The organism is Verrucosispora sp. WMMD573 (assembly GCF_027497175.1).
In the GTDB taxonomy this organism is placed as follows: Bacteria; Actinomycetota; Actinomycetes; order Mycobacteriales; family Micromonosporaceae; genus Micromonospora.
This window is the reverse complement of record NZ_CP114901.1, coordinates 3979272-4000756: the sequence shown is the minus strand read 5'-3', so window position 1 is coordinate 4000756 and position 21485 is coordinate 3979272. Positions and strand designations below refer to the sequence as shown.

The window sequence follows — 21485 nt, the reverse complement described above, 5'->3', positions numbered from 1 at the left end:
TCGGCACGTCGGGAAGGGTGACCGAGCGGGTGCAACTCCGGTTCCGACCACCCGCCCGGGGCTCGTACGGCTCGGTCGACGCACACACGTCCGATGAGATTCGGCCGGTACCAGCATGCCAGACCACGACAACGATTCGATCCAGATCGATTGACAGCCGAATGCCCGGCCGGAAAACTGGCTGGTGCGGACCACCCTTCCAAAGGTGGCGTCGCTTCAGGCTCGCATCGACGACCCGACGATCAGCACCGCGCGAGCCGCCGCGTCGCGCGGGACGGGTGCCACCGAATACCGCACATGGAGGATCCGATGCAGGTATTGAAACGATTCATGGCTGCCGCTGCCATCGGATCCCTCGCGCTGAGCATGGTTGGCTGCGGGGGCGACGCCGGTTCGGACTCCACCACCCTGCGGTACTCGTGGTGGGGCAACGCCGACCGCGCCGCGCTGATGCAGCAGGCGATCGACCTGTTCCAGGACCGGAACCCGAACATCAAGATCACCCCAAGCTTCCAGGAGTACGAGGCGTACTGGCAGAAGATCGCGACGGAGACCGCCGGTAACAACCCGCCCGACGTGTTCCAGATGGACTTCTCGTACCTGCGCGAGTATGCCGACCGCAACGCGCTCTACGACCTCAAGAAACAGGAGGGCGACGCGCTCAGGCTCGACGACCTCCTCGACGGGCTCAAGGGTGCGGGTGAGGTCGGCGACGGCCTGTACGGCGTCCCGGTGGGCGGCAACACCTGGGGGTACATCTACAACCCCGCGGTGTTCGAACAGGCCGGCGCACCGGAGCCGAAGCGCGGCTGGACCTGGAACGACTACCGAGCCACACTTGCCAAGATCACCCAGGCCACCGGCGGCAAGGTGTATGGCGGGGCCAACTACATCGGCAGCTACTACAACCTGGAACTGCAACTGCGACAGGAAGGCGGACTGCTGTACACCGAGGACGGCAGGCTCGGCTTCGACAAGGCCCGGCTGGCGAAGTTCCTCAACGAGGGCAAGGCGCTCGCCGAGGCCAAGGTCGTGCTGCCGGTGGAGAAGGGTGTCCAGATCAAGCCGCAGCACGCGCTGGAGCTCGACCTGATCGCCAGCGACCTGAGCTGGGACAACTTCATGGCCCGGTACGCCGCCAGCACGAAGGAACAGCTTGAGCTGGGGCCGGTCCCGTCGGACGTCCCAGGCAGCCAGGGCCAGTACCTCAAGCCCGCCATGCTGCTCAGCGCCTCGACAAAGTCGAAGCATCCGGAGGCGGCGGCCCAGTTCATCTCCTTCATGATCAACGACCCGGAAGTGGGCAAGATCTTCGGTGCCAACCGGGGGCTGCCGGCCACCAACGCGCAGCGCGCCGCCGCCCAGCTCGAAGGCCCGCTCGCCGCCGTCGCCGCGTACGAGGATGAGCTCAAGGACCAGCTGACCAAGGCGCCGCCCGCGCCGCCGAAGGGCGCCGGCACCATGGAGCAGGCGTTCATCCGGATCGCTGAGGAGCTCCAGTACGGCCGGATCACCGTTGACGAGGCGGTCAACCAGTTCTTCACCGAGGCCGAAGAGACCCTCGAGCCCTGACGATGACAACAGTCACGCCGACCCGGCATACCGAGGTCGACAGTGCCGGGCTGTCGGGTCGCAGCAGAAGTGGGAGTACCCGACAGTCCGGCGACGGGGTGGCGGGCTACCTTTTCCTCTCGCCGTGGATCATCGGCATCCTGCTGCTCACCCTCGGCCCGATGCTGGCCTCGCTGTACCTGTCGTTCACCGACTACGACCTGTTCAACCGCCCGCAGTGGATCGGCCTCGACAACTACCAGCGGATGTTCACCGACGCCCGATGGCTCACGTCGGTGCGGGTCACCACGATGTACGTGGTGCTCGCCGTGCCGATCAAGCTGGCCTGCGCGCTTGCCGTCGCCATGCTGCTCGACAACGAGCGGCGGGGGCGGTCCTTCTACCGCGCCGCGTTCTACGGCCCCTCGTTGATCGGCGCTAGCGTCAGTCTGGCGATCGTCTGGAAGGCGATGTTCAGCGACGACGCCGTGGTCGACCGACTGCTGCAAACGGTCGGCGTCAACGTCGGCGGATGGGCCGGCAATCCCGATTTCTCACTGCTCATGCTCGTCCTGCTGGCCGCATGGCAGCTTGGCGCCCCAATGGTGATCTTCCTCGCCGGGCTCAAGCAGGTACCCCGGGAGTTGCACGAAGCGGCCGAGGTGGACGGTGCCGGCGCGTGGCGACGGTTCCGATCCATCACACTGCCGATGATCTCGCCGGTGATCTTTTTCAACCTGCTGCTGGAGACGATCAACTCGTTCCAGGTCTTCACGTCCGCGTACATCGTCGGCGGACCCAACGGCCAACCGGCCGGCACCACACTGTTCTACACCGTCTACCTCTTCGACCGTGGCTTCGGCGACTATCGCATGGGTTACGCCTCGGCCATGGCGTGGATGCTGCTGGCCGGGGTCGGGCTGGTGACGCTCCTCCTCTTCCGCACCGCCCGCAGCTGGGTGTACTACTCGGGGGACAGGCAATGAGACCGAAGCTGTCGACCGTGGCCTGGCACGCTTGCGCCATCGCGTTGCTCGCCGTCGTGCTGTACCCGATCGGCTGGGTGTTGGCGGCGACCTTCAAGCCCACCGAGGACATCATCGGCAGCCTCCAGTTACTGCCCACCCGCGTCACGACGGTCAACTACGACCGGGCGCTCGACGGCATTGCCGGCATCAGCGTGGTCCGCTTCTTCTGGAACTCGATGGTCCTGGCGGTGCTGTCCGTCGTCGGCACGGTGGCCACCTCAGCCATGGCGGCGTACGCGTTCGCCCGGCTGCGGTTCCGCGGTCGCGGCCTCATGTTCGTCCTCATGATCTCCACGCTGCTGCTGCCGTTCCACGTGCTCATCATCCCGCAGTACGTGGTCTTCCAGAAGCTCGAACTCGTCGACACGTACGCCCCGCTGCTGCTGGGCAAGTTCCTCGCCACCGAGGCGTTCTTCGTGTTCCTCATGGTGCAGTTCATGCGGGCGATCCCGCACGAGCTGGACGATTCCGCGAAGATCGACGGCGCCGGCCACTGGGGCATCTTCTGGAACATCGTGCTGCCGCTGTCCCGCCCCGCCATCATCACCACGGCGATCTTCACGTTCATCTGGACGTGGAACGACTTCTTCGGCCCCCTCATCTACCTCAGCACCCCCGAGAAGTACCCGTTGCCGTTGGCGCTCCAACTCTTCATCGACGAGACCGCCGGTTCCAACTTCGGCGCGCTCATGGCGATGTCGATGCTCGCGTTGGTGCCCGTGATCCTGTTCTTTCTGTTCTTCCAGCGCTTCCTGGTCGAGGGCGTCTCCACGTCGGGCCTCAAGGGGTGAGGCGCTTCGCGCTCTTCGGGGAGTGCCTGACGGCCGGTCTACTGGTCGCGCTGGCGGTCCTCCCGGTCGTCACGCTGCTGCCAGCGCTGGCGGCCGGCTGCGCGCACATCCGGGCGCACGTCGACGGTGAGAGCACCGCGATCCGTACCTTTTTCGCGCGGATCGGCGCGGCGTACCCGGGGAGTCTCCCGCTGTCGCTCGGCGTCGCCGCCGGTTATGCGGTCCTCGCCACCGACCTGCTCGTCCTCCGCGCCGGCGTGCCCGGTGGTGGCGGCGTCGCCGCCGCGTGCGCCGTCGTGGCTGTGGCGCTGTCGGTGGTCGTCCTACGCGCCGCGGCCGGCTGGTCGCCGGGCATACCGTGGACTCAGCTGGTACGGCGGGCCGCCGGCCTCGCCGTCAGGGGCGATCCGTCCGGATCCCTGCTCCTCGTCATGGCCCTCGCCGTCCTCGTTGTCGTCACCTGGCAACTGCTGCCGCTCGTGGTGCCGATGCTCGGCTGCCTGCTCATGGCCGCCGTGGCGGTCGAGCGCCGCCATGCCGCCGGGCCGGTCTAGGCCCCAGGAGCGTTCACCGAGCCGCCCCGGGTTCGACCGAAGGCGAGGTGGCGGCCGGCACCAGCGGCCGGCAGGGCGGTCGGCGACCAGTTCAGGTGGCATCGGCAGGCTCTGGCCCTCGGGCCGACGACCGGATAGTATATCGACAGGCTTCTATTAAAACGTTTCAGGGTCGCGCTGACGTCCAGCCCACAGGCCAGCCGACGCGGGAGCAGTTGGGCGGGCACCCACCACGCTCCGCGCCCGGGCGGGCAGACATCACAACCCAGGAGACCAGATGAGTCCTCGCTACAGACCCCGTCCCCGGCTCGCCGCAACCCCAGCCGGACTGCTCGCGGCCGTCTGCGCCACCGCCGTTGCCGTGGCAGCCACGCCAGTGTCCGCCGAGCCCGGCCACACCAATCGCGTCGGCGTCGTCCAACTGGAGCACCTCAACCGTGGGCTGGTGGCCGCGACCACCGACGCAGGGGTGTTCCTCAGCTGGCGCCTGCTCGGGCACGAGGTCACCGGATCGGCCCCCACCGGCATGACGGGAACGAACTTCCACGTGTACCGCGACGGCAGGCGGATCGCCACGGTCACCGACAGCACCAACTACCTGGACCCAGACGGCACCCCTACGGCCAGGTACCGCGTGGCGGCTGTCGTCGGCCGGCACGAGATCGACCGGAGCCCGACGGTGACCACGTGGTCCGACGACTTCCACGATCTTCCGCTACGCAGGCCGGCGGATGGCGTCACCCCGGCCGGGGAGAGCCACACCTACTCGGCGGGCGATGTGAGCGTCGGAGACCTCGACGGCGACGGCGCGTACGAGTACATCGTCAAGTGGGATCCGTCGAACGCCAAAGACGTGTCGCAGGTCGGCTACACCGGCAACGTCTTCGTCGACGCGTATCGGTTGGACGGCACGCTGCTGTACCGCATCGACCTCGGCGTCAACATCCGCGCGGGCGCACACTACACCCAGTTCCTGGTCTACGACCTCGACGGCGACGGCCGGTCGGAGCTGATGTTCAAGACCGCGCCGGGCACGACGATCACCAGGTACGACAGAAAGGGCAACGTCGTCTCCAGGCGGTACATCAGGCTTCCGAAGAAGGACGTCCAGGCGGGCATCTCGCACACCGACGACTACCGCCTCAGCGCCACCGACTACCACGCGCACATCGTGCGGATGTTCCGGCAGTGGCACCGTCACCCCGAGGTGATGGCCGGGCGCTGGCCCGCCACCCTGGAACAGGCGTTCGGTATCGAGCCGCGCTACCCGTACCCACTTTCGCGGGAGGACGCGCAGACACTCGCGGACCACTTCATGGACGTCTACGCTCCCAGCCGCAGCAGCCGCAACAATTTGCGGGCCTTCGAGGGCTTCATCCTGCACGGCCCCGAATACCTCACCGTCTTCGACGGCGCCACCGGACGAGACCTGGAAACCGTGCACTACAAGCCCGGACGGCATGACGACGGCCTGATGTGGGGCGACTACGCGATGAGCCGTATAGAGCCGGGAAACCGGGTCGACCGGTTCCTCGCCGGCGTGGCGTACCTGGACGGCCGGCGTCCGTCGGCGGTATTCGCCCGCGGCTACTACACGCGGTCGACACTCGTGGCCTACCGCTGGGACGGCGCGCGACTGACCGAGGACTGGTACGTCGACAGTGGCTGGACGCCGATGACGAACCCCTTCCACGACAGCCCGCACGGCCGGGACGGCACCGACCCGCAGTTCGGCACGATCACCACCCAGGGCCAGCACTCGCTGAGTGCGGCCGACGTGGACGGCGACGGTAGGCACGAGATCGTCTATGGCGGGGCAACCATCGACCATGACGGATCCCTGCTGTACAGCTCGTTCGGCACCATGCCACCGGAGAGCGCCGACCCGGGAGCGTCGGCCCGGATCGGTCACGGCGACGCGATGCACGTGACCGACATCGACCCGCACCGTCCAGGGCTGGAGACATACCAGGTGCACGAGGGCGGGCAGTGGGCTCCGTACGGCTTCACCCTGCGCGACGCCGCCACCGGCGGGCTGCTCTACGGCGGCTACACCGGCGTCGACACCGGTCGGGGCATGATCGGTGACGTCGTCCCCGAGCATCCAGGTCTGGAAACGTGGTGCTCGCAGCCCTCCGGGTCGATCGACGGACTCGGGCTGCGCGGCGCGGACGGGACGCGGCTCGGTGACCGGGTGCCCGGTACGAACCAGAGCATCAAGTGGGCCGCCGACATGACCACCCAGATCGTCAACGGGGCGATCGACGCCACGCCGACCATCGACGACTGGCGGCGCGGCACGCTCCTCACCGCGGAGGGAACCCGCACCAACAACCACACGAAGGGGAACCCGAGCCTGGTCGCCGACGTCTTCGGTGACTGGCGGGAGGAGATGCTCGTCCGGACCGCGAACAGTTCGGCACTCCGGATCTACCTCAGCACCGAGGTGACCGATCGCAAGCTGTACACGCTCATGCATGATCCGCAGTACCGCGCCGAGGTGGCCCGGCAGCAGACCACCTACAACCAGCCCTCGTATCCGAGCTTCTATCTCGGCTCGGACATCGACTGGTCGCAGGTGCCGTTGCCCAGGATGCGGGCACCGGGCAGCGTTGCCAGGCCCGGCGACCGGCTCGACACACGGATCCGTGCGGATGAGGTGCCCGGCCCCATCACATGATCGGCCACGCTGACGGCCCGGCCGGGAGAACGACGACCCGGCCGGGCCACGTTCCGGTTCGGTCGATGCCGCCGCACAGCAGTTTGCGGGCCACGCTCAGACGGCCCCTCCGGTCACCCAGCGCAGCGCATGGGCCAGATGGTCACGGAAGGCTTGCTCGGCGTACGCCTCGATCGTGTGTCCGAGCGCAGTGTAGAAGACTCGACCCCCGAGCCGTTCGTGACACCAGGCCAGCGGATGATCCGCGCCCATGCCGCCACCGTCGTACGTGGACTCGTCGATACGCAGCAGGATCCGGGCGTCGGGGTACGAGCGGAAGTCGTACCATTCGTCGACGCGCGGCCAGGACACTGGCAGGTGGGCGGTGGCCGGATGATCCGGGTCGACCACGGTGACCGTGGCCGGTTGCACCTCCGGGTGCTTGTCGAACCAGGCGCCGACCAGTTCACCGTAGAACGGCCAGCCGTACTCGGTGGCAGCGGCGGAGTGCACGCCGAGGAAGCCGCCGCCGCCGCGCACGTACGCCTCCAACGCGCTCCGGGCGGCGTCGGTGAGCACGCGGCCGTTGGTGTTCAGGAACACGACCGCGGCGAACCGAGCCAGATTGTTCCGAGTGAAGGCGTCCGGGTCCTCAGTGGCCTCGACATCGTCTCGAAGCTGGCGGATGGTCCGCACGCCGGCCGGGATCGAATCGTGCCGGAACCCCGTCGTACGGGAGAAGACCAGAACTCGCTTCATCCGACATCGATCCCGGGACCGCTCATCACCTGCATGATGCCACCTGCGCTCCGGGTCGTCAGCTGCCGGGCTCGGTGGTCGATGATCGGTGGGCCCGGGCACCACCCGGCCGGCGACGGGTGACGCCTGACGCGCGGCGGTTGGAGCGACCCGCGCCGGTGTCCTGCGACAACCGCATGATGACGGGGATGGATCCGATCGGTCGTACCTAATCCCTGTGTTCGAGCCTGAATGTTCCTGAACGTGTCGGTTCGAGTTCTGGTTTCTTGTTGTTGTTTCCGTTACCGATGTAACTCAGACGACATCAGCCTGATGTCCGAGCCGGAGGCCCAGTTCAGTGATTGGACATTCGATGACACGGATCACATCGTCTGATGGGCATGCATCAGGGCCGTCGCGGAGCACTCGATCGTCGCGCCGGCTGCTGATCGCCCTGGTGACCGCTCTGACAGCCCTGGGTAGCGTCGTCGCCATCTCGTCGCCGGCCACTGCCGCCACCCGCCAGTTCCGAGGCATGAACTGGGCCGTGCTGGGAGACAACTTCAGTACCGGCCCACTCGTCGTGCAGGGTCTGAGCTCGTCGGACAGCAACGCGACGGTGCGGGCCAAGGCCAACGCCCTCTACGACGACATGGCCGCCACCATGGGGGTCAACACAGTCCGGCTGCCGATCAACACCCACACGGTGGGGACGACGTGGTGGAATGCCTACCGGGGCGCCATTGACGCCGCCACCGACCGCGGATTCAAGGTCATCCTCGCCTACTGGGAGGACGGCGCCGCCTCCGGCGGCAGGATCACGAACCTCGCCGCGTGGAACACGATGTGGTCCACCGTGACCAACACGTACGGCTCGAACCCCAACGTGTACTTCGAACCGATGAACGAGCCGCACGGGTACAGCTCGACGGAGTGGCGCAACGTGGCGGCCAACTGGCTCAGCTACCACTACTCGGCGGCGCCCAGCCGGGTGCTCATCGGCGGCACCGGCTACAGCCAGGACCTGCGCGACATCTGCAACGACAGTCGCTTCAACTCGACGCTGCTCTCCTTCCACCACTACGCCTTCTTCTACAGCGCGATGACCTACGACGCCTTCCGGAGCCACATCCAGACCCGCCTCGGCAACTGCGCCTCCCGCGCGGTCGCGACCGAGTTCGGCGCGCCCATGGACAACGGTCTCAACTACGGCGACCCGAACAGCACCGACAACTTCGTGCGCCACATCCGCGCGATGGCCCAGGTCATGCGGGACAACCAGATGGGCGGCACCTACTGGCCGGCCCTCGGCGGCAAGCCCGGCAACATCGGCTACGACTGGTACTCGATGTTCGCCCTCAGCGGCAGCGGCACCAACCTCAACCTGACCATCCGCAACAGCTCCGGCGCCGACCGGATCCGGTACGCCTGGGGTGACACCATCGGCGGCGGCCCCACGACGCCTCCGCCGGCGGCGGGAACGTTCTATCGCATCGACGTGCGTCACAGCAGCAAGGCCATGGACGTCCAATCGCCGAACACCGACAACGGTGCGCGCGTCGGCCAGTACACCTACGGTGGCAACGCCTGGCAGCAGTGGCGGTTCGAGGATGCCGGCAGCGGCTACTGGCGCATCATCAGCCGGCACAGTGGAAAGTGTCTCGACGTGGTGAGCGCTTCCACCGCCGACGGTGCCGAACTCATCCAGTACACCTGCGGCACCGGCACCAACCAGCAGTTCCAGATGGTCGCCAACGGCAGTTACTTCCAGCTCCGGGCGCGGCACAGCAACAAGTGCGTGGACGTACCGTCCGCGTCGACCGCCAACGGCGCGATCCTCAAACAGTATCCGTGCAACACCGGCACCAACCAGCAGTGGTCGCGCACAGCAGTCTGACGGCCACCTCGACGCGACCGCGATCCGCGGTCTCGCCTCAGCCCCGGTGCCGAGTTCGTGCGCGGCGCCGGGGCCGGTCGTCCCGGTCATTGCGGAAGGAAGGGTCACCGGCCCTCGCCCACGCGGTCCGAGCGTATGCGGTCCAGTCGTGGTCAGTTCCACCCGCCTGAACATCGCACCACGCGCGTGCGACCGTCGAAAGGACCGCACCATGCGCATACGTAGGCAAACCATTGCCACCGCGTTGGTCACCGCTGTCACCGTCAGCGTGGGCCTGGTGGTTTCCTCCACCCCGAGCAGCGCGGCTCCTGGAGAATCCTTCCAGAACCCCATCGTCGGTACGCCCAACAGTGCCGACCCGTGGCTCGGATACCACAACGGCAACTACTACTACACGGCCACCACCTGGACCGGGAACATCTACATCCGCAAGGCGTCGACTCTTGGCGGCCTGCGGACCGCGCCGGAGACCCGGGTCTTCACGATGTCGCAGCCGAACGCGACGTCGAACATGTGGGCTCCCAGCATGCACCTGCTCGACGGCCCGAACGGGCAGCGCTGGTATTTGTACTACTCGGCCGGCCCGAGCGCGTGCTGCGGCGGGCAGCGTCAGCATGTGCTGGAGAGCGCGGGAACTGACCCGATGGGTCCCTACACGTATCGGGGCCAGCTCAACCTGATGCCGAACAACGGCTGGTCGATCGACGGTAGCGTCATGACGGTCAACGGGGTGAACTACTTCGTGTTCTCCGCGTTCAACAACAACAGCGGGTTCGACAACGGCGGCCTACAGAGCCTGTACATCACCCGCCTGACCAACCCGTGGACGCCCGCGGCGTTGGGTACGCTGATCTCCGAGCCGACCCACTCGTGGGAACGCCAGGGCAACCCCGTCAACGAAGGCCCCTATGTGCTGCAACGCGGCGGGCGCACCTTCCTCACCTACTCGGCCAGCTACTGCGGCACACCCGACTACAAGATCGGGGCACTGGAACTGACCGGCTCCAACCCGCTGAGCCGCAGTTCGTGGACCAAGCTGGCCAACCCGCTCTTCCAGCGCGCCGACGCCAACGGGGTGTACGGTCCCGCCCACCACTCCTTCTTCACCTCGCCCGACGGCACCGAGGACTGGATCGTCTACCACGCCAACTCCTCGTCCTCGCAGGGATGCGGTACCACCCGCACCAGCCGGGCCCAGCGGATCTCCTGGAACCCGGATGGCACGCCCAACCTGGGCATGCCCGTCGCCACCTCGACGGTGCTGGCCGGCCCGTCGGGCGAGCTCGACAACGCGGGCGCGGTGCCCGTCCAGCGGTTGCAGTCGTTCAACTTCCAGAACCGCTACGTACGGCACCAGGACTACGCCGTCCGGATCGACTCGAACGTGAACCCGGCGTTGGACGGGCAGTTCCGGGTGGTCCCCGGACTGGCGAACAACGGAGCCGGGTACGTGTCGTTCGAGTCGGTGAACTTCCCCGGGCACTACCTGCGGCACGCCGATTACGTCCTCCAATTGAGTCCGAACAACGGCTCGGCAGTGTTCAGCGAGGACGCCACCTTCCGTCAGGTGGCCGGACTGGCCGACTCGTCATGGTCGTCGTTCCAGTCCTACAACTTCCCCGACCGATACGTCAGACACAGCAACTACGTGTTACGGATCGACCCGATCAGCAACGCCACGGGCCGCGCCGACGCCACGTTCCGCCGGACCTCCTAATCCTTCAGCAGAACTTTGTTGAACCCTGTTGTGGTGGCTCATCGACATCGACGTTCGAATTGCGCGGACCCCGCAGCTGCCATCGCCCGCCCCGCCCCTCGCGGGACTTCCTGACCGGGTACGCGCCGATACCGCAGATCCGCGCTGTACCGAGTACCGGCGGAGCGGGTGACCGGTGAACTTCCCTGAGCCCGGCGGGTCGATGCCGATATCCGTACCTGCGTTGACAGCCTGAGTCCGTTCCGTAGTATAGATATACAATAGTCGATGGGTGGACGCCCAGTCGGGTTCCGCTCGGCCGCCCCGGTGATCGGTGAGGCACGCTCCGGCCCCGCCGGTCCGGCGCACCCGCCTGCTGGGTTCAGGTCCTCCGTCGATCCACTCCACCACCATTCGGAGGATCGGTAATGCGCGTACATCGTCCCCGGTCCCGGCTGTGGGCAGCCGGGACCGTGGCGGCAGTGGTCGTCGCCAGCGGAGCGGCTATCACCCTCGCCGGACCCGCAGTGGCCGCACCCGGCTGCCGAGTCACCTACACGGTCGGCTCGCAGTGGCAGGGCGGTTTCACCGCCACTGTCACCATCAACAACCTCGGCGACCCGGTCAGCTCCTGGACGCTCACGTGGAGCTATGACGCGGGCCAACGCGTCACCCAGGCATGGAACGCCACCGTGACGCAAAACGGGAGCCAGGTCAGCGCACGCAACGCCAGTTACAACGGCAGCATCGCGACCGGGGCCAGCACCTCGTTCGGCTTCAACGGATCCTGGAGCGGCAGCAACCCCGCGCCGACCAACTTCGCCGTCAACGGCACTGCCTGCACCGGATCGCCCGGCCCCAACCCCACGACGCCGCCACCCACCACACCGCCACCCACCACACCGCCACCCGGCAACCCCACCTGGGGCACCGCACTGCCGCCCGCAGGAGCGCAGACCAGCCGGGCGTACGACCTGATCGCCACCGCCAACGAGAAGGGCTACCTGCCCCGCTCCGGCGAGTGTTCGGTCGAGATCCACGCCCGGTACTGGACGTACGGTCCGGACGGCAAGGTCTACCCGACCTGGCACCCGCCGCGCGACCCCAGCGGTTGCAACTTCGGCCACGAACACGGTGACGACCCCAGACCGTCCGACCTGTTCAGCACCGCGGGCTGGCCCGCCTTCGGCTACACCAGCGAGGTGATGCTGGACCACATGCCCGAGCACAGCCACCGGCATGAGGACCACGTCGGGCACAAGGTGCTCACGGTCAACAACGTCAACGTGATCCAGGGCGACAACGGCAGCAGCTTCTTCCCGCCGCAGGGCACCACGATCGCGACCTGCGACACCCTGCTCAAGTTCCACCAGGGCACCCACTCGCCGGACGCGTTCAGCAACAACCTGCATGAACTGCTGTTCAACCAGCGCTGCACCGCCAGCAACGGCGGGCAGGTCACCGAGGCCCGGTACAGCGCGATGATCCCGCTCGGCCGGCCCGGCGGGTTCAGCCCCAGCGAATGCCCGGGCTTCGGTGGGCAGTTCATCAACGTCGCTCCGGCGGTGCCGGCGGACTCGCCGTCAGACACCCGCTCCCTCGGCCGGCTGATCACCGAACCGGGCTGCGTGCAGGCGATCCGGGAAGGCCGCACCCACTACGACCCCCTCTACCCCAACCCCGTGCCGTTCACCGTCTCCGACATGGACGACTTCTGGTTCTCCGACTTCCAGGTCACCGGCCCCGGGCTGAACTTCCGCCTGGCACCGCTGTTCTACGTGGTCAACCCGTCGCGCTACTACGACCCGTCCAAGCCGAACAACCTAGGCCGCATCGTGGACCTGTGCTACACGAACCTCGCCGGTGGTGACTACTGCGACCAGGCCCGCCAGGCCGGCCAGAACCTCGCCTGGGACGACCCACGCTCGCCATTCAAGGGCACCCTGCGAGAATTCCGACCCGGCACCTTCCAGGTGCAAAACAGCGGCCCGACCACCGTCTACACCGACGTGCACGGCCGAAACGCCTCCAGCACACCATTCACCGGCTCCATCAAGCAGTACTTCTCCGGCAACCAAGGCAGCTCCATGTACGTCCGGGGTGCCACCAGGGACTGGTCCGCCAGCGGAGTACACGCCCCGAACTGACAACCAGCAACCATGACCGGGCCCGCGACGGAACCTCCGTCGCGGGCCCGGACCGCGCCAGCGGGCAGCTATAGCCGACACGAGAAGGCCGGGCCCCACCGCTCAACGGCCGCCTGCGGGGATGACTTCGCGGAAGACGGTCACCTTGCGGCGCAGCTGGTCCAGGCCGGCACCAGCCGGCTTCCGCATCAAGTGCCTTCGACCATGGCGCTTCACAACCGGCAGGTGAGGTCACCGGGTTCTTCATGTACTGCACGTAGCTGTTCAGCTGCTCGGCATAGTCGTCGTAGTAGTTCGCCGGGGCGGTCCACGGCGAGGCAAGGATCTTGACATCGAATCCGTACGGCTTCGCCGTTTGCACGCTGCTCGCGTACAGACCGCACGGGCTCGACACGGGCGACACCACGGTCCTCATGATTGACAGACCGAGCTGGCCAAGCCCCCTACCGACGAGAGTCTGCGTTTGGCCTGTCGTCCACGGGTCACCGGAACCACCGAAAATCGGGGTCGCGGCCCCGAACCCATCGATTGTCTGGAAACTCGAAGCGGTGTTGACGGTGATTTCGGGTGTCGCGGCCAGCGAGGGTGGCGCGGTCAGGATTCCCCCCGCGACGGTGACCAAAACGGTCGCCGCAGACCAACGCAATCCGTGATTTTCACTTCACTGAGCTTCTGCGGCAACAGCTGACGAAGGGCGGCGAGCCCGCCGGCTCCTGATCACCGGGAGGCCCGCCGCCCTGCTGTCCAGGCGCGGCGGGCAGCCGGTGTCATCCCGTGGTGCAGGACCTGATCTGGGGTCGGGCCCAGCTGTTGCCGTTCATCATGGTGGTGAAGCCGAACGTGTTTCCGCTGCCGTTTGACCGGACGGTCATGATGTTTCCGCTGGCGTCCCAGCTGAAGCTGCCGCTCCAGGTGGTCGAGACCTTCTGCGGCGCGGTGATGGCCACGACCACCGTCCAGGTGCTGGCCCCGCTGACCGTCACCGACGTGTTGTAGCGGTCGCCCCATACCGTGCCGGGCGTCATCGAGGCGGTGCAGCTGCCGCCGGTCGGGGGCGGAGTCGTGGGCGGCGGAGTCGTGGGCGGCGGAGTCGTGGGCGGCGGAGTCGTGGGCGGCGGAGTCGTGGGACCGTCAGCGAGGGTTGGCGTCTGCCAGTCTCGCCACTGAGCCAGGTTGCCGGCCGCCTTGCTGGCGATTCGCATGGTGCCCGCGGAGTTGCCCGTCTTCAGCAGGAACTTCTGGATGTGCTGCTGCAACGGGATCCGCCATTCGGACCGGTTGGCGCAGTGACTGCCGTCCTGCACGTCCGACCAGTAGGTGATGTTGTCGCCCGCGCCGAGAGCCTTGTAGACCTCCGCGCCGCCCAGTGCCGCGACGCTGGCGGAGCGTGGCCCGAGGTTGGCGATGTGCGGGTTGTCCATGATGAACAGTCCCCGTGGGGCGATCATCGCGACGATCTCGTGGGTGTCCACCGGCAGGTTGTTCGGGCTACCCGTGAAGGAGCCGAACGCATCGCCGAGCCACGGCTGCTCGCCGTAGGCGCTGCTCAGGCTCTGGGCACCCTCGCCGGGAATGCCGCGGAAGATAGGGACACCGGCGCTGCCGGACTCGATCGGCATGGTCAACGCGATACGCTGGTCGAGCGCGCCGACCGCGAATGCGCCCTTACCAAACCGAAAACACCCGGTGACGCCGATGTCGGTCCGCAGGATGTTGCCGCCGGAGGACTCGATGACGTCGATGATCCGGCTCACCCCCCACGACCAGGCGGCCAGCAACCCGGTGCTGCTCGTGTTGCCGTAGATGCTGTAGAACGCGCCCTGCTTGTTACTGCGCGGCGTGCCCTCCCGACCAACGGCGTAGGGATCGTAGTTGATGACGGCTGCGCCAGCGGATCGAATGGCGGCCGTGTCCGCGCCGAAGCCACCCAACACCACAACGGCCGGGAAGGGACCGTTGCCACTGGGCAACTGGACACTAGCCGAGAAGCTGGAACTCCTACCGTTGTGCGACACGTTCACCGTGATGTTGCTGCTCGACACCGTCCCCGTGACGCTCGCCGGCTTCGCCGGCTTGTCACCGTACACATAGCGTTCGACCAATTCCCTGATCTGTGCCCGCTGGCATCGCCAGTCCGCCCTGCTGGAAATACGCGAGCCGTCCAGCCTGCGGAACGGGTCGGGCAGCCGGGAGTTCGCGGTCAACGAGCCGGGCAACGACACCGAACAGTCGACGCCCTCGTCCTCGACGGCGGAAGCTGCCGCCAGAGCGGCAGTGCTGTTGTTAGCTACTCCGATAGCCGTTCCACCGACGGCCAGCGCCCCGACCGCTAATGCGGCGAGCACCAGGCGAAATCTGGAACGGACTGAGCGGATGTGCATGGCCGGTCCTCTCCTGAGGTGATGTGTGGCTGCGCCACCTGTGTGCAGCGACTCAGCGGGCGGTCCGGCCACCAACCCACATAGCCATATTTCGATATGATTGCCAACCTAGCGTGACCGTCACTTGCTCGCAACCCCATCGGTTGAAAGGTCGGACAACGGGCAGCCGCACGAAACAACATGCCTCGTCCGATGCGAATCGCGCCGGGCGGGGTCAAACCCGAGTCTTATCAAATTAGTGCGCACCTGGGCTGGTGCGGATCGTCTTTGGGGGCATGGCGCAGGTCGCCGGGTAGGGGGTCAGCGGCGGTGAGGGTGTGGTCGTCGACGCGGTGGTGACGGTGCGGTGCTGTGCTCCCGGTCCTTGCGCGGATGGGGTTTTTCGGTAGGGCGGCAGCGCTTACCAGGCGCAGGGTGTGTAGTCCTTGAGGAAGCAGCCGTGTAGGTCTTCGCCTTGTTCGCCGCGGATGATCGGGTCGTAGACCCGGGCCGCGCCGTCGACGAGGTCCAGTGGGGCGTGGAAGCCGGCGTCGGCCAGGCGCATCTTCGTGGGGTGTGGCCGTTCGTCGGTGATCCAGCCGGTGTCGACGCTGGTCATGAGGATGCCGTCGGTCAGCATCTCCTGGGCGCTGGTGCGGGTGAGCATGTTCAGTGCGGCCTTGGCCATGTTGGTGTGTGGGTGTCCTGGTCCTTTGTAGCCGCGGGCGAACTGGCCCTCCATCGCCGAGACGTTCACCACGTACTTGCGGCGGGCGGTCGCTGCGGCCATCGCCGGTCGCAGTCGGCTGATCAGGACGAACGGCGCGGTCACGTTGCACAGTTGCACTTCGAGCAGTTCGACCGGGTCCACTTCGTGCACCCGCTGCACCCAGCTGTTGACCGGGTCGAGGTCCGGGACCAGGCCGCCGGCGTCGATGGCGTTGGCTGTTGCGATCCGTGCCGGTGAGGCGGAGCCGCTGGTCAGCGCCAGCGCGGTCAGGGCGTGCGGGGTGATGGTGGGCGAGTTCAGTGGGGCTGTCAGGCTGCCCGCCGGGTCGCCGCGGCCGGCCGGTTTGGCGAATGTGATCATTTCCGGCAGTGGGCCGTCCGGCAGGGCCGCCGCCTCCGCGGCGACGAGTTGCGCGTACGCGGCAGGCGTGCGGCGTACGGTCTGCGCCGCGTTGTTGATCAGGATGTCGAGTGGCCCCTGGCCGCTGACCGAGTCAGCGAGGGCGATGACCTGGGCGGGGTCGCGTAGGTCGATCCCGACGATCCGCAGGCGGTCGAGCCACTGCCCGCTGTCGGGCATCGCGGCGAATCGGCGGACCGCGTCGTGGGGAAACCGGGTGGTCACCGTGGTGTGCGCGCCGTCGCGCAGCAGCCGCAGCGCGATGTACATGCCGATCTTCGCCCGGCCGCCGGTGAGCAGCGCGCGCCGGCCGGTCAGGTCGGTGCGGGCGTCGCGGCGCTCCCGGTTCAGTGCGGCGCAGGGCGGGCAGAGCTGATGGTAGAAAGCGTCCACATCGCGGTAGCGCTGCTTGCAGATGTAGCAGCCACGCGGCTTGTGCAGGACGCCGGCCGTGGCGCCTACGGTGGGGGAGGCGAGCGGGTTGCCCTGGGTCTCGTCGTCGATCCGACCCGGGGCGGCGGTGGCGGTGGCCGCCGTCACCGCGCGGTCGGCCGCCGCGATGGCATCCCGCCGTTCCTCACGTCGCCGCTGCTTGATCATTTTGTAGAGCTTCGCGGTGGCCCGCTGCACCCGCACCACGTCGGGGTGATCGGGAGGCAGGTCCTCCAACGCCTCGAAGACGCTGAGACAGGTCTCCAGCCGGGCCGGATCAATGCGGTATTGACCGTTTTCTGTAATTCTGTCCGCCGTCATGGTGTCGCTGTCTCGTCCCGTTCCCTGCGCCGGAACATGTCCGGCCCACCCCAAGTCCGACCCGGAACTGTACGCACCGCGCGGCCTCCGACGCATCCCGCACCTGTTCATCAGCCCGACGACCGTAGAGGTCACACCTCGACCAGGTTCATATGTGCAGGTCCGGTCCGTCTGCGGCGGGTCGTAGGTGACGGGCCAGCACGTCCCATAGGGGAGCCGATCACCGGACCATCCGTGAGATACCACGGCAGTCGGATTGGAGTGGCGCTGGCGCAATCGCCAGCGCCACTCCCTCGATCACAACAACTCATAGGCCGCAGCGCCGTCCAACCGCTCAGCGCGTCCCAGCCATGCTTCTATCGTCCGGACAGTGCGCTGACATCGTGAGCCTTGAGGCCGGCGGTCGCCTACTCGCAGCCCGGCGGTTGTCGCCTCTTCCTCCCATTCCGACCGTTGAGGCCGCATCTCACCGGTGAAGACCACCGAATCGTCTGAGTTGAGGTTCCACTGGTCGCGCCGGTGCCGATAGGCCGAGTTCTGATCGGCATGGCGACCGTGCCTCACCGGCCTCTACCATGGCCGGCGACCCGGGGTACCGAACTCAGCCGACGGGTAGCGTCGACTCGCGCATCACGACGCGACTCGGGAATTCCTCCGAGGTGGGCACGGCTCCGTCGATGGCCGCGAAGAGTCGCTGGCCGGCTACCGCGCCGAGGTGCTTGAGGTTCATGTCGATGCTGGTCAGGCGCGGGCGGGAGTGCGCGGCGATCGCCTCCCAGTTGTCGAAGCCGATCACGGACATCGTCTGCGGCACGTCCCGCCCGAGATCGCGGAGCGTCTCGAGGACGCCGCGCGCGATCTGGTCGCTACCGCAGAAGATCGCGTCGACCTCGGGATGCTGCTCGACGACCATCCGCGCCGCCGCGCGTCCCCACGACTCGTCCCACGACCCGAAGTACGGCCGGTCACCGACCAGGTGCAGGCCGGCGCCCGCGAGTGCCGCCGCCGCGCCCTCGGCGCGGTCGCGTGCGGCCTGGAACCCGGCCTCACCGGTGATGTGGGCGATGTTGCGTCGACCGCACGCCAGCAGATGCTCGATGGCGAGCCGCCCACCACCCACGTTGTCGACGGTGATCGAGACGTCGGCCGGATTCGCGGAGGGAGCGTAGACATACACCACCGGGACGGGAATGTTGCCCGCCAGTGGTGGCCGGGGATCGGTGCGGGAGCCGACGACGATCAGGCCGTCCACCCGCCGGGACAGCAGCGCATGTACGTGGTGCTTCTCCCGGATCGCGTCGCCACGCGCGTCACAGAGGAAAACCGAGACCTGCCCGGCCCCGAACGCGTCCTCCGCGCCCATCAGGATGGGGATCGAGAAGCGACCCTCCAGGTCGCTGGTCAGCAGGCCGACGGTGCCGGTCCGGCCGCTGAGCAGTCCGCGGGCGAGGGCGTTCGGCGCGAAGGACAACAGCTCCGCAGCCTCCAGCACGCGTACCCTGGTCGTCGCCCGTACCTCGCCACGCCCGTTGATGGCCTTGGACGCGGTCGCCACCGATACCCCGGCGAGCTTGGCGACATCGGTGAGCGTCGGCGTGCGGTTGAGGGGGACCTCAGGCTCGCTGGTCATACGCTGCTCCCTTCCAGCGACCGGCACAGGTGTGGTGCGCCGCGACAGGCCGCCTCCGGAGTGCCGTGACCGCTCCTAGCAGAAGTCCAACCATAAAAGCTTTTCGAGAACGTTTCAGCACGGTTGCCGACATGGGGAGGCCAGCCCTTGGTCGGCTACCTATGCAGAACACTACACGGAAGCGCCCCGTCGACCGATGGCAGGAACACCCGGCCGGAAACCAGGCCCCGAAACCTGCGTCGAAAAGTCTCGGCGCGAATGGACCGGTACGCACGACGGTGGTAGCGCCCCGCCGGGACGCTCACCACCGCACTGCTCGACCAGGCCGTGCACCGTCGCCGCCCGGCCCAGCCCAGCCGCGCGATCGACCCATGTCTCAGCCTGCGTCGATCGCGTCGTACTCCGCTTCGATTCGTGCCGTCACCGGCTGCCTCTCGACGGCTCCGGTGACCTTGACGGTGGCGTGGGGCACCCGCCGCGCACGTCTACTGGGCATGTCCTCCTCCTCGTTATCGGCGCCGCCGGCCGGGTGAGGCGTCCGGCGGTCCACCGTGGCCGTGTTCGCGTAGCCGGGAGATATAAGGTCGCTGGCGTTAACATCGGGCCGGCCCTCAGGTCGGGGCCGGTCCGTCGGTGGCCACTGGAAGCCAGACCCGCATGGTCGACGGGCCACGGTTGGCCCACGCGTGGTAAGGCACCAGCGCCACCTCGTCGAGCACCTCACCGACCACCGGGGCCGACTCGACCGCGTCGGCGAGGTAGGGCCATTCGTGCTCCCGCGGGCGTACCCGACGGCAGCACACGGTGACCCGGCCGTCGACCAGGCGGGGTGGCCGGCTGACGTCGACCCGCAACTCGTCGACCGAGTCGACACCCGGCACGTCCACGGACTCCAGGGCGAGCACGAGGGGGCCGTGCTCCACCGCCACGCAGCCACGGACGGCGTCGATGCGGGGATCCGGGTAGGTGAACCGGGGCACCGTCGGCAGGGAGAGCACGACCTCGTCGCCGCGCCGCCACGCCCGGTGCTCCGTGACGGCTCCCGGGCCGACCGGCCGGGTGTGGCCGTCGACCGTCACCGTCGCGCCCCGGCCCGCCCAGCCGGGCACCCGCAGCGACAGCGACCAGGGGCGCTCGTCGTCGGTGTCGATCCGCACCCGGATCGTTCCGCCGCGCGGGTAGTCGGTGGCCACCGTCACGCACAGGTGACGGCCGTCGGCGAGGCGGTGCTCGACGGTGCCGGGAACGTACTGGTGGAGTTGGAGGCCGTCGTCGTCGGCCGTGGCGACGTAGGCGGTCAGGCTGGCCAGGGTGCGGGCGACGTTTGTCGGGCAGCAGGAGACCTCGAACCAGGGCGCCCGCAACGAGGCCGCCGCACGCAGGCTGGGCCGCTCGGCGTCCGGGTGGATGCCCAGCTCGCGGCGGTGCAGCGTGTTGGTGTAGAAGAAGCTGCGCCCGTCGGCCGACGGCGAGGTCGACACCACGTTGAACAGCGTCCGCTCGATGAGGTCGGCGTAGCGGGGATCGCCGTCGGCGAGCAGCAGTCGCCACGCGAGCATCACCGAGCCGACACCGGCACAGGTCTCCGAGTAGGCCCGATCCGGCGGCAGCACCCAGTCCGCACCGAACGCCTCGTCCTGATGGCGGGAGCCCTGTCCGCCGGTGACGTAGGTGCGGCGCGTCACCGCGTTGCGCCACTGGTTGCGTACCGCCTCCAGCAGGCTGGCGTCCTTCAGTTCCACGGCGACGTCGACGGCGCCGGCGGCGAGGTAGTTGGCCCGGACCGCGTGCCCCCGCAGGACGGTCGCCTGCCGGACCGGAAGCTCGTCCTGGAAGTACTCCCGGCCGAACTCCACGTCGCTGAGCCGGCCGTGACCACGCCGGTCGACGAAAAGCGCGGCCTGGGTCAGGTAGCGGTCCTCACCGGTGGTTCTGGCGAGTTCCACCAGCGCGGTCTCGATCTCCGGATGCCCGCAGAGCCCATCGATGCCGTCGGGCCCGAACGTGTCGCAGACGTTGTCCGCCGCCCGGCGCGCCACCTCCAGCAGCCCGTCATCCGCTCCGGGGCGCGTGCGGGCGCGGGCGACCGCGGCCTGGAGGAGGTGGCCGACGCAGTAGAGTTCGTGACCCCATTCGAGGTCGGACCACCGTGGTGCCTGCCCCGGCCGACCGAACATGGTGTTCAGGTAGCCGTCCGGTTCCTGGGCCGCCGCGACCCGGCGCACCATCTCCCGCAGCCGCGATTCGAGTCGCGGGTCGCCGGTGCGGCCGATCTCCCACGCCAGCGATTCGAGGTACTTGTAGATCTCCGAGTCGGAGAACTCGCGTCCCCGGCGCCCCTGCGGCAGGTCACCCCGCGCGGCGAGATCGAAGTTGCCGATCCAGCCCTCCCGTTCGAGCCAGTGCTCGATGTGGTCGAGAGTCGCCGTGCCGTTGATCGACTGACGCTCGGCCCAGAATCCGCCCGCGATACGCACGGCGTCCAGCCCGAGTGGCCGGAGCCGGCCACGGACCGGCACGACCGGCGCGGCCATGGGTACGGTGCCGCTCAT

Annotated in this window: 13 protein-coding genes; 8 read left to right on the top strand and 5 right to left on the bottom strand. The window is 67.9% G+C overall.

The window, feature by feature from the left end:
- Positions 1 to 93: 93 nt before the first annotated feature.
- From O7601_RS18205 to O7601_RS18185, 5 genes are all read left to right on the top strand, one after another.
- The gene (locus O7601_RS18205) at positions 94 to 1572 is read left to right on the top strand and encodes an extracellular solute-binding protein (protein ID WP_281562301.1); all 1479 of its coding nucleotides are present in this window, start codon (positions 94 to 96) and stop codon (positions 1570 to 1572) included.
- Positions 1573 to 1574: 2 nt separating this feature from the next.
- On the top strand, positions 1575 to 2537 hold the full coding sequence (locus tag O7601_RS18200; RefSeq protein ID WP_281562300.1) for a sugar ABC transporter permease: 963 nt from the start codon (positions 1575 to 1577) through the stop codon (positions 2535 to 2537).
- Positions 2534 to 3370: a carbohydrate ABC transporter permease gene (locus O7601_RS18195; RefSeq protein WP_281562299.1), complete on the top strand. Its 837-nt coding sequence runs from the start codon at positions 2534 to 2536 to the stop codon at positions 3368 to 3370. The genes O7601_RS18200 and O7601_RS18195 overlap by 4 nt, the downstream gene beginning before the upstream one ends.
- On the top strand, positions 3367 to 3924 hold the full coding sequence (locus tag O7601_RS18190; protein WP_281562298.1) for a hypothetical protein: 558 nt from the start codon (positions 3367 to 3369) through the stop codon (positions 3922 to 3924). Before O7601_RS18195 ends, O7601_RS18190 begins: the two co-directional genes overlap by 4 nt.
- Positions 3925 to 4201: 277 nt before the next feature.
- Entirely contained in the window at positions 4202 to 6604 is a 2403-nt protein-coding gene (locus O7601_RS18185) for a rhamnogalacturonan lyase (RefSeq protein WP_281562297.1), read from the top strand.
- A gap of 96 nt (positions 6605 to 6700) precedes the next feature.
- Here O7601_RS18185 and O7601_RS18180 read toward each other — a convergent pair whose 3' ends face one another.
- Positions 6701 to 7342, bottom strand: coding sequence for a ThuA domain-containing protein (locus O7601_RS18180; protein ID WP_281562296.1), 642 nt, complete (start codon positions 7340 to 7342; stop codon positions 6701 to 6703).
- 436 nt (positions 7343 to 7778) lie between these two features.
- On the opposite strand from O7601_RS18180, the gene O7601_RS18175 reads away from it, so the two are divergent.
- The 3 genes from O7601_RS18175 to O7601_RS18165 all read left to right on the top strand — a co-directional run bounded on the left by O7601_RS18175 (position 7779) and on the right by O7601_RS18165 (position 13061).
- On the top strand, positions 7779 to 9218 hold the full coding sequence (locus tag O7601_RS18175; protein WP_281562295.1) for an RICIN domain-containing protein: 1440 nt from the start codon (positions 7779 to 7781) through the stop codon (positions 9216 to 9218).
- 211 nt (positions 9219 to 9429) lie between these two features.
- Positions 9430 to 10935, top strand: coding sequence for a family 43 glycosylhydrolase (locus O7601_RS18170; protein ID WP_281562294.1), 1506 nt, complete (start codon positions 9430 to 9432; stop codon positions 10933 to 10935).
- Positions 10936 to 11342: 407 nt separating this feature from the next.
- Positions 11343 to 13061, top strand: a complete 1719-nt coding sequence (locus O7601_RS18165; protein ID WP_281562293.1) for a cellulose-binding domain-containing protein — start codon at positions 11343 to 11345, stop codon at positions 13059 to 13061.
- Positions 13062 to 13828: 767 nt separating this feature from the next.
- On the opposite strand, the gene O7601_RS18160 is transcribed toward O7601_RS18165, so the two are convergent.
- The 4 genes from O7601_RS18160 to O7601_RS18145 form a co-directional block, all read right to left on the bottom strand.
- Entirely contained in the window at positions 13829 to 15442 is a 1614-nt protein-coding gene (locus tag O7601_RS18160) for a cellulose-binding protein (protein WP_281562292.1), read from the bottom strand.
- A gap of 400 nt (positions 15443 to 15842) precedes the next feature.
- Positions 15843 to 17303 (bottom strand): SDR family oxidoreductase, encoded by a 1461-nt coding sequence (locus O7601_RS18155; protein ID WP_281562291.1) that lies wholly within the window; start codon positions 17301 to 17303, stop codon positions 15843 to 15845.
- Between the two features lie 601 nt (positions 17304 to 17904).
- A complete protein-coding gene (locus O7601_RS18150) occupies positions 17905 to 18933 on the bottom strand; it encodes a LacI family DNA-binding transcriptional regulator (protein ID WP_281562290.1) in 1029 nt (342 codons plus the stop codon).
- A gap of 611 nt (positions 18934 to 19544) precedes the next feature.
- Entirely contained in the window at positions 19545 to 21485 is a 1941-nt protein-coding gene (locus O7601_RS18145) for a beta-L-arabinofuranosidase domain-containing protein (protein WP_281562289.1), read from the bottom strand.

Excerpts from the sequence above, each read along its gene's own strand:
- O7601_RS18195 (WP_281562299.1), top strand. The coding sequence starts at position 2,534 with ATGAGACCGAAGCTGTCGACCGTGGCCTGGCACGCTTGCGCCATCGCG.
- O7601_RS18170 (WP_281562294.1), top strand. The coding sequence starts at position 9,430 with ATGCGCATACGTAGGCAAACCATTGCCACCGCGTTGGTCACCGCTGTC.
- O7601_RS18150 (WP_281562290.1), bottom strand. The coding sequence starts at position 18,933 with ATGACCAGCGAGCCTGAGGTCCCCCTCAACCGCACGCCGACGCTCACC.
- O7601_RS18155 (WP_281562291.1), bottom strand. The coding sequence starts at position 17,303 with ATGACGGCGGACAGAATTACAGAAAACGGTCAATACCGCATTGATCCG.
- O7601_RS18160 (WP_281562292.1), bottom strand. The coding sequence starts at position 15,442 with ATGCACATCCGCTCAGTCCGTTCCAGATTTCGCCTGGTGCTCGCCGCA.
- O7601_RS18200 (WP_281562300.1), top strand. The coding sequence starts at position 1,575 with ATGACAACAGTCACGCCGACCCGGCATACCGAGGTCGACAGTGCCGGG.
- O7601_RS18185 (WP_281562297.1), top strand. The coding sequence starts at position 4,202 with ATGAGTCCTCGCTACAGACCCCGTCCCCGGCTCGCCGCAACCCCAGCC.
- O7601_RS18145 (WP_281562289.1), bottom strand. The coding sequence starts at position 21,485 with ATGAGCGGCACCGTACCCATGGCCGCGCCGGTCGTGCCGGTCCGTGGC.
- O7601_RS18165 (WP_281562293.1), top strand. The coding sequence starts at position 11,343 with ATGCGCGTACATCGTCCCCGGTCCCGGCTGTGGGCAGCCGGGACCGTG.
- O7601_RS18205 (WP_281562301.1), top strand. The coding sequence starts at position 94 with ATGAGATTCGGCCGGTACCAGCATGCCAGACCACGACAACGATTCGAT.
- O7601_RS18180 (WP_281562296.1), bottom strand. The coding sequence starts at position 7,342 with ATGAAGCGAGTTCTGGTCTTCTCCCGTACGACGGGGTTCCGGCACGAT.